Raw genomic sequence first — 15,189 nt, 5'->3', positions numbered from 1 at the left:
ATTCGCACATCACCGTCAATGCCGAAGCCCGCCACCCGCGCACACGGACGGACGAACGGCTGATCGAAGGATTACGAGGAGGTGCCCCGCTGGACCGGCACCGCCCGGTCGAGGAGCCCGGTGCGGGCCGCGAGCGCCGCCGCCTCCAGACGCGAACCGACACCCAGCTTCATCAGGACCCGCTGCACATGCGTCCGCGCCGTGCTCGGCGCGATCCGCATCCCCGCCGCGATCAGCCGGGTGTCCTCCCCCTCCGCGACCCGGACGAGGACCTCCACCTCCCGCTGGGTGAGCAGCCGCAGCAGCCGCTGCCCCTCGTCGTCCTGCCGCACCGAGGGGTTGAGCAGCTCCGCGAAGGCCGACTGGAGCAGCTGCGGCGCCACCGCCGTCTCCCCCGCCCGGGCCTTCACGAGCGCGCGCTCGACGCCCTCGATGCGCTCGTCGTGCCGGACGTACCCCGAGGCCCCGGCCGCGAAGGCCGCCGCGATCCCGCGCGGCGACGGCACGGGACCCAGCACCACCACGGCCACCTGCGGCCGCTCCCGCTTGATCCGGGCGATCACGTCGAAGGCGCCCGGCTCGGCCGGGGCTGCGGTGCCCAGCAGGCACACCTCCGGCGCCCGGGCCACCACGAGCTCCGCCGCCCCGGCCACCGGCGCCGCCGCCGCGAGCACCCGGTGCCCGCGCAGCTTCAGCGCCGAGGCCAGCGCCTCGGCGAGCAGTCGGTGGTCGTCCACGACCACGAGCCGTACGCCCATCCCGGTCATCCCCCATCCTCCGGGCCCACCGTCACCCGGCAGGCCAGACCCGGCAAGGTACACGCTCCCCACCCCATGTCGGCCCAACCCCGTTCCGCCGGTCGACGGGCCGTCACCGCACGCTCTCGCGCCGCATGGTGGCGTCCGGACGGAACGGGCCCCTCCGGCATACCGGAGGGGCCCGCACCTGTATCTGTCCGTCCGCAGCCGTCAGCCCTTGGTGCCGTACGAGACGGCGAGGTACTCCCCGGTGGCCGAGGAGCCGCCGTCACTGGTCTTGCTGACGTACGTCTTCGAGACGAAGAACCGGCCGTCGGCGTAGAGGTACTCGCTACCGGTCACGCCGAAGCTCCGCTCCGTCTCCCGCGTCGACTTCTCCGACGGGTTCTCCAGGAGGACGGTCTCCTTCATCGTGCCCCCGTTGACGGACACGACCCGACCGCCCTTGTCGTACGGGGGAACCTTGTACGCGATCAGGTCGCCGCCGTCCATGCGCAGCGGGACCAGCGTGTACGTGTCGCCCGCGTCCGCCTTCTCCGGCACCGTCCTGCCGGTGGCCAGGTCGAAGGCGATGATCTCGTTCGTCTCGTCCCCGTACTCGCCGGTGGAGCCCTCGTGCTCCTCGGTCGGTACGTAGAGCCGGCCGTTGCCGACGAGCGCCTGCGTGCAGGCCTCGACCTTGGTCGAACGGCAGCGGGCCCCGTACTGGTCGGCGTCCGCCGTGATCTTCGCCTTCAGCTTGCCGGTCTTCTCGTCGATCGAGAAGAAGTCCGAGATGCCGCTGCCGTCACCGGCGCTGTCGCCGACGTCGGCCGCGACGACCAGCGGCTTGGTGGAGACGACCGCCGCGTACTTCACGCCGGTCGGCATCTTGTACTGCGAGAGCGGGGCGCCCGTGGTCGGGTTGAGGTTCTGGATCAGCACGTACTGGCTCTCGAACGGACCGCACTTGCGGACCGCGACGAGGCCCGCGCCGCCGCCGTAGCCCAGGTCGAAGCAGTCCTGGTCGTTGGCCTGCGGCTTCCAGCGCGGGTTGCCGTTGGCGGCGTCGAAGGCCGCGCCTCCGTCGGTGCCGCCGGCCGCGACGGTCTGCCCGCTGAGCGTGACCTCGCTGAACCGGGCCTTCGCGTCACCCGCGGAACCGCCGGTGACGGAGCTCGACCACAGCAGCTTGCCGGTGCCGAGGTCGACCATGCCGACCTCGGTGCAGGGCTGGTAGTAGCGCGGCGCGACCCGCTTGGTGGCCTCGAAGAGGATCGCCACCTTGTGGTCGGCGGTCGTGTGCCGGGACGCGCCGCAGACCTGTCCGGTCAGCGGGAGCGTCCACAGGACCGTGCCCTTGTCGAGGTCGTAGCCGACGACGGAGTTCACGCCGGTCTTCACGAACGCCTTGTCGGTGACCCAGGAACCGGAGACGTCGGTGGTGTCGGGGACCTTCGGCAGACCGATGCGGAAGACCTCCTTCGACTGGGTGACCGCCGGGGCCTTCTCCTTGCCGTCGCCGCCCACACCGTTCGAACCGCCGGACCCGCCGGTCTGTCCGCCGGTGCCCTGGGAGGTGCCGGCCGAGCTGACGGGGTTCTTGTCGTCGCCGCCGCTCCCGGAGTTGGCGTACCAGATGCCGACACCGACGATCAGGACGACGGCGACGGCCGCCGCGATCACGATCTGGAGCTGCGCCGACAGCTTCTTTCCGCCAGGCGCCACGGCCGGGACCGGGGCGGTCTGCGGGTAGCCGCCGTAGGGCTGCTGCGGCTGGGCCGGGTAGCCGTACGGGGGCGGGACCGGCTGCTGGCCCGGCTGCTGCGGGGGCGTCGGATAGCCGTACGGGGACTGCTGCGGGGCCGTCGGCTGCTGCTGCTGCTGCGGGTAGCCGTAACCGGGCTCGGGCTGCGGGGCCGGCGGCTGCTGCGGATAGCCGTAACCCGGCTCCGGCTGCTGGGGGTAGCCGTAACCCGGCGGCTGCTGCGGGGGCGTGGGGGCGCCGAAGCCGCCCTGGGGATCCGGGGGCTGGTTCGGCGGGGGCGGAGGTGGCTGCGTCATCGGTCCGAATCCCTCACTTGCTGAACGCCATCATCGTCTTGACTTCCTTCTCTTCCTTGTCGTTCGTCGCGGAGACACGTCCGCTCGTCACGACGAAGGTGCCACTGCCGTAGGCGAACCCCGGGTCGTAGAAGCTGTTCTCGATCTCGGACGTCGAGGCCGGGTGCTGGAGCAGGATCTTCGGCGCACCGCCGGTCGGGGCGATGGTCGCGACGGCGCCGCCCTTGTCGTACGACGGGTCGACGTAGACCAGGACCTGCCCGCCGTCCATGCGCAGCGGGATCATCTGCTGCTCACCCGGCGCCTTGGAACGCCACTTGGGCTTGCCGTTCTTCAGGTCGAAGGCGACGACCTCGTTGGGCTTGCCGTACGAGGTCTCGGTGGCCATGTAGAAGGTGTTGGCGTCGGCGGCGACTCCGGTGCAGCCCTGGAGGTTCTTGCCGAAGACGACGAAGCTGCCGCCGCAGGACGGGGCGAACTTGTCCTTGCCGCCCTGGATCTGCGAGCGGAGCTTGCCCTTGGCGTCGAGCGCGAAGATGGTCCACTTCTTCTGCTCGCGCTGGGTGGCGGAGACGACCAGCGGGTCGACCGAGTAGACCTTGTCGACCTCCCAGTTCGCCTCCAGCTGGAAGGTGTACTTGGGCTTGCCCGTGGCGGGGTTGACCTCGCCGACCGCCTGGATCTTCTTGGTCGTGCTGCCCGAGGGGCAGTCCATGGCGGCGATCAGCTTGCTGCCGCCCGCGTACGCGAAGGGCTTGCAGCCGGAGGTCGCGCCCTTGAAGAGCTGCTTCCCGTCGGTGAGGGAGAAGCCGTAGGCGGTGCTGGAGCCGGCCGCGGTGACCGTGTTGCCGCTGATGGACAGGGTGTTGTCGGAGAAGGCGAAGAAGCCGGTCGGCTTGGGGACGGACTTCTTCCAGCCCACCTTGCCGGTCTTGAGGTTCACCTGCTGGAGCCCGAGGCACTTGGCGCCGTCCTTGGCGCTGTCGTTGTGCCCGAAGACCATGAAGCCGCCGGTGGAGGGCTGCGGCGGGGCCGCGCACAGCTCGAACGGCACGTCGACGTGCCACTTCAGGGAGCCGTCGCTCAGGCTGTAGCCGTCGATGCTCTTGTACATCGCCTTGACGACGACGTCGCCGACGATCCACGGGCCCATGACGTCGGAGCCGTTGCGCGGCAGGTCGACGTTGTTCTTCAGCAGCCAGTCGACCTTCGCCTCGCCGGGCTTGCGGCCGGCGTTGAGGTCGTCGTCGCCGCCCCGGCCGTCGCCCGAACCGTCGCCCTGGTCCACCGACTCGGTCGGCGTGGGGGCGCCGGTGGCCGAGGTCGAGGCGCTCGCGGTCGCGGTCGGCCCGGCGATCGGGCCCTTCTCGTCGTCCCCGCCACCGACGACCGCCCAGGTCGTGACGGCGGCGATCAGGACGGCTCCGGCGGCCACGGCCGCGACGACACCGGTCCGGCCCTTGAGGCCACCGCCGCCGGGGGCAGGCGGGGTGGGGGCGCCCTGGTACACGGGCTGCGTGGGGTAACCGCCGCCGTACTGGCCGGGCTGCTGGCCGTACGGACCCGGCTGCTGGCCGTACGGGCCCGGCTGCTGCGGCTGCTGGCCGTACGGGCCCGGCTGCTGCGGCTGCTGGCCGTACGGACCGGGCTGCTGCGGCTGCTGCGGGTAGCCGTACGGACCGGGCTGGGCCGGCTGCCCGTACGGACCGGGCTGGGCCGGCTGGCCGGGCTGCTGCGGGTATCCGTATCCGGGCTGCTGCGGCGGCTGCTGCGGCTGGCCGTACGGACCGGGCTGGGCCGGCTGACCGGGCGCGCCGGCCTGCGGGGCCTGCGGCGGCACCGGCGGTGACTGCGGCGGGACCGGCGGGACGGGCGGCATGCCCTGGCCCGGGACCTGGCTCGGGTCCTGAGGGGCTCCGAAGCCCCCCGGCGGCTGGTTGCTGGGCGGCTGGGTCATCAGCGGTTCCCCCTTGACGTGAGCGGGTTTTCTTTCTACCACCCACGCGGCGACGCAAAAGCGACCGGTCCACCCCTTGTACCCAAGGGAGGACCGGCCCGTGATGCCCTTGTTATGCGTGCCGTTACCTGTCCGGTTACGCGTCCTCGGCCAGTTCGAGCCAGCGCATCTCCAACTCCTCGCGCTCCCCGACGAGTTCCCGGAGCTCCGCGTCGAGCTTCGCCACCTTCTCGAAATCGGTGGCGTTGTCGGCGATCTGCGTGTGCAGCTTCGCCTCCTTCTGGGAGACCTTGTCGAGCTGTCGCTCGACCTTCTGGAGCTCCTTCTTCGCGGCGCGGGCGTCGGCCGCGGAGACGCCGGGCTTCTGCGGCGCGGCCGCGGCGGCGGCGGGCGTCGGGACGGCCGCCTCGATCATCTTCCGGCGGCGCTCCAGGTACTCGTCGATGCCACGCGGCAGCATGCGCAGGGTCTGGTCGCCGAGCAGCGCGAGCGTCTTGTCGGTGGTGCGCTCGATGAAGAACCGGTCGTGGGAGATGACGACCATGGAGCCCGGCCAGCCGTCGAGGAGGTCCTCCAACTGCGTCAGGGTCTCGATGTCGAGGTCGTTGGTGGGCTCGTCGAGGAAGAGGACGTTCGGCTCGTCCATCAGCAGGCGCAGCAGCTGGAGGCGGCGGCGCTCACCGCCGGAGAGGTCGCCGACCGGCGTCCACTGCTTCTCCTTGGTGAAGCCGAACTGCTCGCAGAGCTGGCCGGCCGTCATCTCGCGGCCCTTGCCGAGGTCGACGCGGTCGCGGATCTGCTGGACGGCCTCCAGGACGCGCAGCGAGCCCGGGAGTTCGGTGACGTCCTGCGAGAGGTAGGCGAGGCGGACGGTCTTGCCGACGACGACCTTGCCCTTGGCGGGCTGCTGCTCGCCGTCGGAGACGGCGGCGTCGGCGAGCGCGCGCAGGAGTGAGGTCTTGCCCGCGCCGTTGACGCCGACGAGACCGATGCGGTCACCGGGGCCCAGCTGCCAGGTGAGGTGCTGGAGGAGGGTCTTGGGACCGGCGGTGACGGTCACGTCCTCCAGGTCGAAGACCGTCTTGCCGAGGCGGGCGTTGGCGAACTTCATCAGCTCGCTGGTGTCGCGCGGCGGCGGCACGTCGGCGATGAGCTCGTTCGCGGCCTCGATGCGGTAGCGCGGCTTGGACGTACGGGCGGGGGCGCCGCGCCGCAGCCAGGCCAGCTCCTTGCGCATCAGGTTCTGCCGCTTCGTCTCCTCCGTGGCCGCGATGCGCTCGCGCTCGGCGCGGGCGAAGACGTAGTCGGAGTAGCCGCCCTCGTACTCGTGCACGTCACCGCGCTGCACGTCCCACATGCGGGTGCAGACCTGGTCGAGGAACCAGCGGTCGTGGGTGACGCAGACGAGCGCGGAGCGGCGCTCCTGGAGGTGCTTGGCGAGCCAGGCGATGCCCTCGACGTCGAGGTGGTTGGTGGGCTCGTCGAGGACGAGCATGTCCTGGTCGTCGATGAGGAGCTTGGCGAGCGCGATCCGGCGCCGCTCGCCACCGGAGAGCGGACCGATGACGGTGTCGAGGCCCTGCTCGAAGCCGGGCAGGTCGAGCCCGCCGAAGAGCCCGGTGAGCACGTCGCGGATCTTGGCGCTGCCGGCCCACTCGTGGTCGGCCATGACGCCGATGACCTCGTGCCGGATGGTGGCCTTCGGGTCGAGCGAGTCGTGCTGCGTGAGCACGCCGAGCCGCAGCCCGCCGCTGTGCGTGACGCGGCCGGTGTCGGCCTCCTCCAGCTTGGCGAGCATCCGGATGAGGGTGGTCTTGCCGTCGCCGTTGCGCCCGACGACCCCGATCCGCTCCCCTTCGGAGACGCCGAGCGAGACCCCGTCGAGCAGGGCACGGGTGCCGTACACCTTGGTGACAGCCTCGACATTGACCAGGTTGACGGCCACGTTGACTCTTCCTGTACGGGGATCGATCGACGTCCCAGGGTACGTCGCCTCGTACGCCCCACCGACGGGTGGCATCGGCGGTAGCATAAGGGGCATGAGCGAGCCCACTCAGAAGTACTCGATCAGCATGCCGCGCGACATCGCGGAGGCCGCACGGGCCCGCAGCGGGCCCTCGGGACTCTCCGCCTACGTCGCGGCCGCGGTCGCCCGGCAGATAGAGCGGGACGATCTCAACGAGCTCATCGCGGTCGCCGAGGCCGAGCACGGACCGGTCACGGACGAGGAGATCCAGGCACGGCGCGAACAGCTGCGCCGGGCCCGCGAGCAGCAGGGCGACGCGAAGCCGACCGGGGCGAGCGCCGCGTGACCCGTACGGAGGCCGCCCCCGGCGGCACCCTGGTCCTCGACGGCGAGGGACTGGCCAAGGCCGTCCTGCGTGACCGCGAGGTCACCACCTGGCTCGCGCTCGCCCGCGCCGACGACCTGCGCGTCGTGACGAGCGCCGCCACCCTGGTGGAGGTGATGCACCCGCGGATCAACCGCGCGGCCCTGGAATGGACCCTGTCCCGCCTCGTCGTCGAGCCCGTGACGGACGCCGTCGCCCGGCGTGCGGCGGCCCTGCTGGCGGAGAACGGGCTGCACGGCCACAAGTACGCCATCGACGCGATGGTCGCCGCGACGGCCCGCACGGCGCCCGGTCCGGTCACCGTGCTCACCTCGGACCCGGAGGACCTGATGGTCCTCTGTGCCGGGCGGGCGACCGTCATCGCGATCTGAGGCGACGACCTCAGGAACCGCCCCCGGCCCGGCGCCGCCCCGCCCGCTCCACCAGCAGCCAGCCCGCGAGGGCCAGGCCGACGGCCGCCGGGGCCGTGACCGGGACGGCGATCAGGGTCGCCGAGTGGCCGGTCAGCAGCCCCGCGAAGCCCGTCATCGAGAGACCGAGCACGCCAAGCAGCGCGAGAGTGATGCCGAGGGCCGCGGCGGGGCCGCCCGAGGCGGTCGGCGGGGCGGGCCGCGGCGGGGCCTCGAAGCGGCGGAACACGGCGACGAGCCCGGCGGTGAGGACGACCGCCACGCCCATCCGCAGCGGCACCTGCGCCCACCAGGCACCGGACGCCGGCTCGGGCAGCGTGACGCCGAACCCGAGCATCGCCCCGTACACCCCGAGCATCGCCGTCAGATGCCAGAGGAACGCGGTCATCGCGATCCCGTTGGCGGCGACCACCGCCCGCCACACCCCGGCCCGGGCGACGAGCCGCGCCCCCGGCCCCCGCAGCAGCTCCACCGCGCCGACCAGCCACAGGCCGTGGCAGAGCAGGGCGAGGGTCGGCGGGGCCATGTTCGAGACCTTCTCCCCGGGCATTCCCACCATCGAGAGCGGATACGGGCCGAGGGCCACGAGCGCGGCGGCACCGACGAGGCCCGCACCGGCGAGCAGCGCGGGCCGGCGGATCATGCCGTCGGCGCGCAGGAAGCCGAGCTGGTGGACCGCCAGCCAGACGAACGCGAAGTTCAGGAACTCGACGAACGGCACCCCGGCGGCGAACCGCAGCACGTCCACCGCGACCGCCCCGCCCGCGAGCACGGCGAACGCGCCCCAGCCCCACCGCTCGTGCAGCCGCAGCAGCGGCGGGGTGAAGGCGACCATCGCGAGGTAGATCCCGATGAACCACAGCGGCTGGGTGACCAGACGCAGCACGACCCCGGTGAGTCCACCGTCGGCCCCGGCCAGCTGGAGGACGAGCGCGGCGGCACCCCACACCGCGACGAAGACCATCGTCGGCCGCAGCAGCCGCTGGAGCCGGGCCCGCAGGAAGGACGCGTAGGCGGGGCGGGAGCGGTGGGCGAGGGCGTGCGAGAAGCCGCCGACGAAGAAGAACACCGGCATGACCTGGAAGACCCAGGTCACGAGCTGGAGTTCGGGGACGACGGCGAGAAGGTTCCCGATCTGCTCGTCCTCGGTGACGGCCGCCATGAGCCAGTGCCCGAGCACGACGACGGCGAGCGAGGCGACCCGGAGCAGATCCACGTACCGGTCCCGGGTCGCGGGTGTCGCGGCGGCGAGTTCACGAGCGCTGATTCCCATGCTCGTACGGTCCCGGACGGGGGCGGTCGCCGACAGGGCGCGGATACTCAACCGGCGGGTGAGTACGGGCCTCCCGGACCCCCGGGGCGCAGTGCCAACCGGCCCCATGCCGTCGACCACGCGGGCGACCCCTCGGCCACGGCTGCCGGACCCCGCGACTGACGACCCGTCATGTTCTCCTCGGGCCACCGCCCCCAAGCCGCCTCGAAGGAGACACCCATGACGAGACACCCACGCCTCGCCGCCGTCGCCACCGCCACCGCCGCCCTCGCCGTGCTCGCGGCGGGCCCCGCGTCGGGCGGCGATCCGACCGTGTCCGATCCCCGCATCGTCGCCCACTTCGACTTCGCCGCCGGGCAGAACGCCGAGAACATCGCCCTCGAACCCGACGGCTCCGCCGACATCACCTTCGCCTTCGCCCATCAGGTCGCCCGCGTCACCAAGGAGGGCGGGACAACGATCCTCGCCACCCTGCCCGAGGTGCCGGACGCGCAGACGCCCGTCGGCGGGGCGGTCGCCCTGGGCATCGCCCGCGCCCACGACGGCACCCTCTACGTCACCTACGTCACCGGGACGGAGGAGACCGGCGTCTGGCGCATCGCGCCCGGCGGCCGCGAGCCGGAGCAGATCGGGTTCTTCCCGGCGAACTCCTTCCCCAACGGGCTCGCCCTCGACGAGAAGTGCGGCACCCTCTACACCGCCGACACGCAGCTCGGCACGGTGTGGTCCCTCCCGGTGACCGGCGGCACGCCCACGGCCTGGGCCACCGGCGCCGCTCTCGAACCCACCGCGCAGATCCCCTTCGGCGCCAACGGCCTCAAGATCCACCACGGTGCCGTCTGGGTGTCCAACACCGCCCACGCGACCCTGCTGCGCATCCCGATCGGCCCCGGTCCCGACCACGCGGCGGGTCCGATCGAGACCCGGGCGACCGGGCTCACGTCCATCGACGACTTCGCCTTCACCGGGCACGGCGACACGGTCCTCGCCGCACTGAACCAGGTCGACGAGGTGGAGCTCGTGCGGCCCGACGGCACCCACAAGACCGTGCTCACCCGCGCGGACGGCCTCGACAACCCGACCTCCGTGGCGGTGCGTGCCAAGACCGTCTATGTGAACAGCGCGGCCTTCTTCAACACACAGAACCCGGACCCGAACCTGCTCCTGGCCCGGATCTCCAAGAACAAGCACTGAGGAGGCTCAGCCGGCACGGACGCGGTCCGGGTCGCGGCGCCACGCCCGCCAGGCGTGCACGGCACCCCGGCAGGCGGCGGGGAGGAAGAGGACGGCGAACGCAAGCCCCACCCACCTCCACCAGGCCCCGCCGGGGAGCGGGGACAGGATGTCCTCGGCCTCGCCGGAGTCCCAGAACACGAGGTTCAGGATGATCAGCCAGCTGAACATGACGACCTGACCGCATTCGTCGAGCAGCTTCAGCACCAGCCGGTGTCTCGCCTTCGTCGCCTTCCACCACCGCCACACCTTCACGCGATGCCCCCCCTGGGCTCGTCCGAACCGACGGCCCAGGGTGGCAGGCGAAGGTGAAGGGAAGGTGTCAGGCCGGGAGGACGGCCGCGCCGGGCGCCGGGGAGGTCGCCACCCGCGCCGTCCTGCACGTGCCCGAGGCGATGAGGGCGGCGGCGACGGTCTCCGCCGCCTCCGCGTCCTTCACCAGGAACGCCGTCGTCGGGCCCGAGCCGGAGACCAGCGCGGCCAGCGCGCCCGCGTCCGTGCCGGCCGTCAGGGTCGCCGCGAGCGACGGGCGCAGGGAGAGCGCCGCCGCCTGGAGGTCGTTGGCGAGGGCGCCCGCGAGGGCGGTGGTGTCGCCGGTGCGGAGGGCGTCCAGGAGGAGCGGGGAGGCGGTCGGGGCGGGGACGTCGACGCCCTCGGTGAGACGGTCGAACTCCCCGTACACCGCCGGGGTCGAAAGACCGCCGTCGGCGACGGCGAACACCCAGTGGAAGGTCCCGCCGACCGGGAGTTCCGTGAGCTGCTCGCCGCGGCCGGTGCCGAGCGCCGCCCCGCCGACCAGGCTGAACGGCACGTCGGAGCCCAGTTCCGCGCAGATCTCCAGGAGGTCGGCGCGCGGGGTGTTCAGACCCCAGAGCGCATCGCAGGCGAGCAGCGCGCCCGCGCCGTCCGCGCTGCCGCCGGCCATGCCGCCGGCGACCGGGATGTCCTTGGCGATGTGCAGGTGCACGTCCGGGGAGATGCCGTGCCGGGCGGCGAGCAGCTCGGCGGCGCGCGCGGCGAGGTTCGTGCGGTCCAGCGGCACCTTGTCGGCGTCCGGGCCCTCGCAGGTGACCGTCAGCTCGGCGGCCGGGGCGGCCGTGACCTCGTCGTACAGGGAGACGGCGAGGAAGACGTTGGCCAGGTCGTGGAAGCCGTCGGGGCGGGCCGCGCCGACGGCCAGCTGGACGTTGACCTTCGCCGGGACCCGGACGGTGACGCTGCCGGAGACGGTCATGCCTTCGCCTCCGCGATCCTCGCGAACTCCTCGACCGTCAGCGCCTCGCCGCGCGCCTGCGGCGAGATCCCGGCCTTGACCAGGGCCTCCTCCGCCGCGGCGGGCGAGCCCGCCCAGGTCGCGAGGGCCGCGCGCAGGGTCTTGCGGCGCTGCGCGAACGCCGCGTCGACGACCGCGAAGACCTCCTTGCGGGAGGCGGTGGTCGCGAGCGGCTCGGCGCGGCGGACGAGGGAGACGAGGCCCGAGTCGACGTTCGGCGCGGGCCAGAAGACGTTGCGGCCGATGGAGCCGGCCCGCTTCACCTCCGCGTACCAGTTCGCCTTGACCGACGGGACGCCGTAGACCTTGTTGCCGGGCTTGGCGGCGAGCCGGTCGGCGACCTCGGCCTGGACCATGACGAGGGTCCGCTCGATGGTCGGGAACCGCTCCAGCATGTGGAGCAGGACCGGCACGGCGACGTTGTACGGCAGGTTGGCGACGAGCGCGGTCGGCGGCGGGCCCGGGAGCTCCTGCACCTGCATGGCGTCGGAGTGGACGAGCGCGAAGCGGTCGGCGCGCGCGGGCATGCGGGCGGCGATCGTGGCGGGCAGCGCGGCGGCGAGCACGTCGTCGATCTCGACGGCCGTCACCCGGTCCGCGGCCTCCAGGAGGGCCAGGGTGAGGGAGCCGAGTCCGGGCCCCACCTCCACGACGACGTCGTCGGGCCGCACCTCGGCCGTGCGGACGATCCGCCGGACGGTGTTGGCGTCGATGACGAAGTTCTGGCCCTTCTGCTTCGTGGGGCGCACGCCGAGGGCGGCGGCCAGCTCACGGATGTCGGCGGGGCCGAGGAGGGCGTCGGGGCTTTCGGGGCCGGTGGTGGTGCTCACCGGTACAGCCTACGGGGCACCGGTGGAGCCGACCGACGGCTCACCCGTGGAGCCGCCTGCCGCAGTGGGGCCACGGGCTCGCGCCCCGCTGCACGTACAGCTTCTTCGCCCGGAACGTCTGCTCGGCCGCGGGCGCGTTCTGGGCGGTGCCCTTGCCGCCGAGGGAGCGCCAGGTGCCGGGGTCGAACTGGTAGAGCCCGCCGTACGTCCCCGAGGGGTCGACGGCGTTCGGGCGGCCGCCGGACTCGCAGGCGGCGAGGGCGGCCCAGTCGAGGCCGTCGGCGCCGGCGACGGAGGTGGGCAGGGCCCGGGTGCCGATCCGCACCTTGCGGCTGACGGGTTCGCGGACGATCTCCTCGCCGGTCCTGCGGGGCTTCTGCTTGACGCCGTTGACCGTGCGCAGGGCGTACGTGACACGGCGGACGCCCGCGACGCCCTGCCGTTCGACGACCTCGGTGCCCGCGAACAGCTCGGGGTCGCGGACCCTCTCGACGGCGTACGGGATCGCCTCCTCCCGGACCTGCCGGGAGCCGATGATGCGCAGCACGGTGACCGTCTGGCCGTCGCGGGGGTACGAGCCGGCCGCGACGGAGGTGGTGTCCTGGCCCGAGAGGGTGATCCCGGCCTCGGCGAGGGCCTCGCGGATGGTGGCGGCGTTGGTGCGGACGACGCGCTCGCGGCCGTCGGCGAGGAAGGTGACCGTCCGCTCGGTGCGGACGTCGAGGGCGAGGCCCTGGCGGGTGATCGGGGCCGCGCGGGAGACCGAGAGGTACGCGCCCTCCGCGCGAACCCCGAGCTGGCGCAGCGCCCCCTCGACGGTCCTGGCGGTGGTCCAGATCGTGTGGCGCCGGCCGTCGAGGGTGAGGGCGACCGGCCGCCCGTACCGGACGACGATCTCGTCGCCGTTGGCGAGGGCCTCGCCGGGGGCGGGGGCGACGATGTCGTGGGAGCCGACGGTCAGGCCCTCGTGGGCGAGGAGCTCGTCGACGTCGTCGGCGAAGGTGTGGAGGCTGCGCGGGACGCCGTCGACGGAGAGCCGGACCGCCTTGTCGTTGGCGACGAAGGCGCTGGTGCCGCCGGCGAGGAAGGCGACGACGAGGGCCTGCGGGACGAGCCGCCGGAGGCCGTCCCGGGGGGAGCCGGAGGCCTTGCGGCGGCGGGCGGCGCGCCGGGATCCGGCAGGGGAGCTCCCCTGACCGGGGACGACGAGCTGGGCCTCTTGGGTGGGCTGCTCGTGGACGGGCAGGGTCGCCGCTCGCCGTCCGGCTCGGTGACTGCCCTGGGAAGTACTCACGAGGCCGGGACCCTACTCGCCAGCCCCGGTTACTCTCGTGAACGACTCGGCTACGACACGTAACCGTTGTGACTCCTCCCCCTCGCGAACGCGGGGGCTTCTCCCTTGCGACCGAAGTCGCGCAGGACGGCCAAGCCCTGACCGCTGCCGAAGCAGGTGCGCAGCGTATCACGCCGCCTCGCAACCATCGGTGATCGAGGATCAGTAATCGAAGGCGCGGGCCGTGTTCACGGCGATCGCCTCGGCGAGGTCGTTCTCCCCGATCCCGCGCACGGCCGCCATCGCGCGGACGGTGACCGGGATGAGGTACGGGGCGTTGGGGCGGCCCCGGTAGGGCGCCGGGGTGAGGAAGGGCGCGTCGGTCTCGACGAGGACGAGCTCCAGCGGGGCGACGGCGAGCGCGTCCCGGAGGTGCTGGGCGTTCTTGAAGGTGACGTTGCCGGCGAAGGACATGTAGTAGCCCTTGGCGGCGCAGATCTCGGCCATGGCGGCGTCGCCGGAGTAGCAGTGGAAGACGGTCCGCTCGGGGGCGCCCTCCTCGTCGAGGACGCGCAGCACGTCGGCGTGCGCCTCGCGGTCGTGGATCACCAGCGCCTTGCCGTGGCGCTTGGCGATCTCGATGTGGGCGCGGAAGGAACGCTCCTGCGCGGCGATGCCCTCGGGGCCCGTACGGAAGAAGTCGAGGCCGGTCTCGCCGACGCCGAGGACGTACGGCAGGGCGGCGAGCCGGTCGATCTCGGCGAGCGCGTCGTCGAGGGCGGCGTCGCCGCCACCCTCGCGGGCGCCCTGCCGGGACCAGCCGTCGGGGTCGCCGAGCACGATCCGCGGGGCTTCGTTCGGATGCAGGGCGACGGCGGCGTGCACGTTCGCGTGGGCGGCGGCGGTCTCGGCGGCCCACTGCGAGCCCTTCACGTCGCAGCCGACCTGGACGACCGTGGTCACGCCGACGGCGGCGGCCTTGACCAGGGCCTCCTCGACGGTCCCGGACTGCATGTCCAGGTGGGTGTGCGAGTCCGCGACCTCCACGAGCAGGGGTTCGGGCAGCGGCGGCGGGGCGTCCTTGGCACTCATGGCCCCGATCGTACGAGGGCCACGAGTACCGGCGCGCGGGGTTGCCCCCGGCTTACCTTTCGCGGTCTTCGCGGTTGCGGAAGGGATGCAGGAGGTCGGAGAGATGCCAGTGATGCGGCACCGGCGGTGTCTCCGGTCCCGCGGTGTCCGAGGCGCCCGCCGTACCCACGGTGCCCGCCGCGCCCGCGGTGGCCATGGCGTCCTCGGGGTCCACGGTCAGTTCCTGTCCGATCGGCCCGGCCATCGAGACGGGCTTGGTCGCCTTCGCCCCGTGCTGGTGCTTCTCCGTCGCGGCGATCAGGTCGAGCACCGACGACACCTGCCCCGCGCGCATGATCCGGACGACGTGACCGCCGCAGTTCATGCAGGTGGGACTGGACAGCGGGGAAGGGACCCGCTCCCCGTCGGCCTTGTAGACGACGAATTCCTGGCCGGCGGCGTCGACGTGGTGCTCGATGTCGTACGCCTGCTCCCAGCCGTATCCACAGCGCATGCAGGCGAAGGCGTACGCCTCATGGGCGACGGATATGCCGGTGCCGGTGATCTCGCTCATGCCAGCTCCTCTCCACTGATCAGTGGACGCCTTTTCGGGCCGGAGCGCATCAGCAGGAGACGAACCATGGAAGGCTTTTGGCTCTTCCCTTGCCAAGCGCCCTGCGAAGAGTCCCGGCGCCGGGTTCGGCTTTGCCTTTCAGA

Annotated in this window: 14 protein-coding genes; 3 read left to right on the top strand and 11 right to left on the bottom strand. The window is 72.6% G+C overall.

Features of this window, described 5'->3' with window-relative positions; genetic code table 11:
* Positions 1-71: 71 nt before the first annotated feature.
* From OG357_RS23375 to OG357_RS23360, 4 genes are all read right to left on the bottom strand, one after another.
* Positions 72-758 (bottom strand): response regulator transcription factor, encoded by a 687-nt coding sequence (locus OG357_RS23375; RefSeq protein ID WP_329625671.1) that lies wholly within the window; start codon positions 756-758, stop codon positions 72-74.
* Positions 759-968: 210 nt separating this feature from the next.
* Entirely contained in the window at positions 969-2,801 is a 1,833-nt protein-coding gene (locus tag OG357_RS23370; RefSeq protein ID WP_329623006.1) for an outer membrane protein assembly factor BamB family protein, read from the bottom strand.
* Positions 2,802-2,814: 13 nt separating this feature from the next.
* Positions 2,815-4,758, bottom strand: coding sequence for a hypothetical protein (locus OG357_RS23365; RefSeq protein ID WP_329623005.1), 1,944 nt, complete (start codon positions 4,756-4,758; stop codon positions 2,815-2,817).
* Between the two features lie 136 nt (positions 4,759-4,894).
* Positions 4,895-6,703: an ABC-F family ATP-binding cassette domain-containing protein gene (locus OG357_RS23360; protein WP_329623004.1), complete on the bottom strand. Its 1,809-nt coding sequence runs from the start codon at positions 6,701-6,703 to the stop codon at positions 4,895-4,897.
* A gap of 94 nt (positions 6,704-6,797) precedes the next feature.
* Here OG357_RS23360 and OG357_RS23355 point away from each other — a divergent pair, with 94 nt between their 5' ends.
* Both OG357_RS23355 and OG357_RS23350 read left to right on the top strand, forming a co-directional pair.
* Positions 6,798-7,070 (top strand): CopG family transcriptional regulator, encoded by a 273-nt coding sequence (locus OG357_RS23355; protein ID WP_329623003.1) that lies wholly within the window; start codon positions 6,798-6,800, stop codon positions 7,068-7,070.
* Entirely contained in the window at positions 7,067-7,480 is a 414-nt protein-coding gene (locus OG357_RS23350; protein ID WP_329623002.1) for a PIN domain-containing protein, read from the top strand. The genes OG357_RS23355 and OG357_RS23350 overlap by 4 nt, the downstream gene beginning before the upstream one ends.
* Positions 7,481-7,490: 10 nt before the next feature.
* Here OG357_RS23350 and OG357_RS23345 read toward each other — a convergent pair whose 3' ends face one another.
* On the bottom strand, positions 7,491-8,792 hold the full coding sequence (locus OG357_RS23345; protein ID WP_329623001.1) for an acyltransferase family protein: 1,302 nt from the start codon (positions 8,790-8,792) through the stop codon (positions 7,491-7,493).
* 219 nt (positions 8,793-9,011) lie between these two features.
* Between OG357_RS23345 and OG357_RS23340 the strand changes: the two genes are divergently transcribed.
* Positions 9,012-9,986, top strand: coding sequence for a hypothetical protein (locus OG357_RS23340; RefSeq protein ID WP_329623000.1), 975 nt, complete (start codon positions 9,012-9,014; stop codon positions 9,984-9,986).
* Between the two features lie 6 nt (positions 9,987-9,992).
* Here the strand turns inward: OG357_RS23340 and OG357_RS23335 are convergent, their stop codons facing one another.
* The 6 genes from OG357_RS23335 to OG357_RS23310 all read right to left on the bottom strand — a co-directional run bounded on the left by OG357_RS23335 (position 9,993) and on the right by OG357_RS23310 (position 15,046).
* Positions 9,993-10,280, bottom strand: coding sequence for a hypothetical protein (locus OG357_RS23335; RefSeq protein ID WP_329622999.1), 288 nt, complete (start codon positions 10,278-10,280; stop codon positions 9,993-9,995).
* A 67-nt stretch (positions 10,281-10,347) separates the two neighbouring features.
* Entirely contained in the window at positions 10,348-11,259 is a 912-nt protein-coding gene (locus OG357_RS23330; RefSeq protein ID WP_329622998.1) for a 4-(cytidine 5'-diphospho)-2-C-methyl-D-erythritol kinase, read from the bottom strand.
* On the bottom strand, positions 11,256-12,128 hold the full coding sequence (gene rsmA, locus OG357_RS23325) for a 16S rRNA (adenine(1518)-N(6)/adenine(1519)-N(6))-dimethyltransferase RsmA (protein WP_329622997.1): 873 nt from the start codon (positions 12,126-12,128) through the stop codon (positions 11,256-11,258). Before rsmA ends, OG357_RS23330 begins: the two co-directional genes overlap by 4 nt.
* 40 nt (positions 12,129-12,168) lie before the next feature.
* Complete coding sequence (locus OG357_RS23320) at positions 12,169-13,422, bottom strand: ubiquitin-like domain-containing protein (RefSeq protein ID WP_329622996.1); 1,254 nt, start codon at positions 13,420-13,422, stop codon at positions 12,169-12,171.
* 201 nt (positions 13,423-13,623) lie between these two features.
* Complete coding sequence (locus OG357_RS23315; protein WP_317596141.1) at positions 13,624-14,493, bottom strand: TatD family hydrolase; 870 nt, start codon at positions 14,491-14,493, stop codon at positions 13,624-13,626.
* Positions 14,494-14,545: 52 nt separating this feature from the next.
* Positions 14,546-15,046 (bottom strand): hypothetical protein, encoded by a 501-nt coding sequence (locus tag OG357_RS23310; protein WP_329622995.1) that lies wholly within the window; start codon positions 15,044-15,046, stop codon positions 14,546-14,548.
* Positions 15,047-15,189: the final 143 nt, after the last annotated feature.

It is taken from the genome of Streptomyces sp. NBC_01255 (assembly GCF_036226445.1).
Classification (GTDB): Bacteria; Actinomycetota; Actinomycetes; order Streptomycetales; family Streptomycetaceae; genus Streptomyces.
Note: the sequence above shows the minus strand (reverse complement) of the source record. Positions and strands in the feature narration are given on the sequence as shown.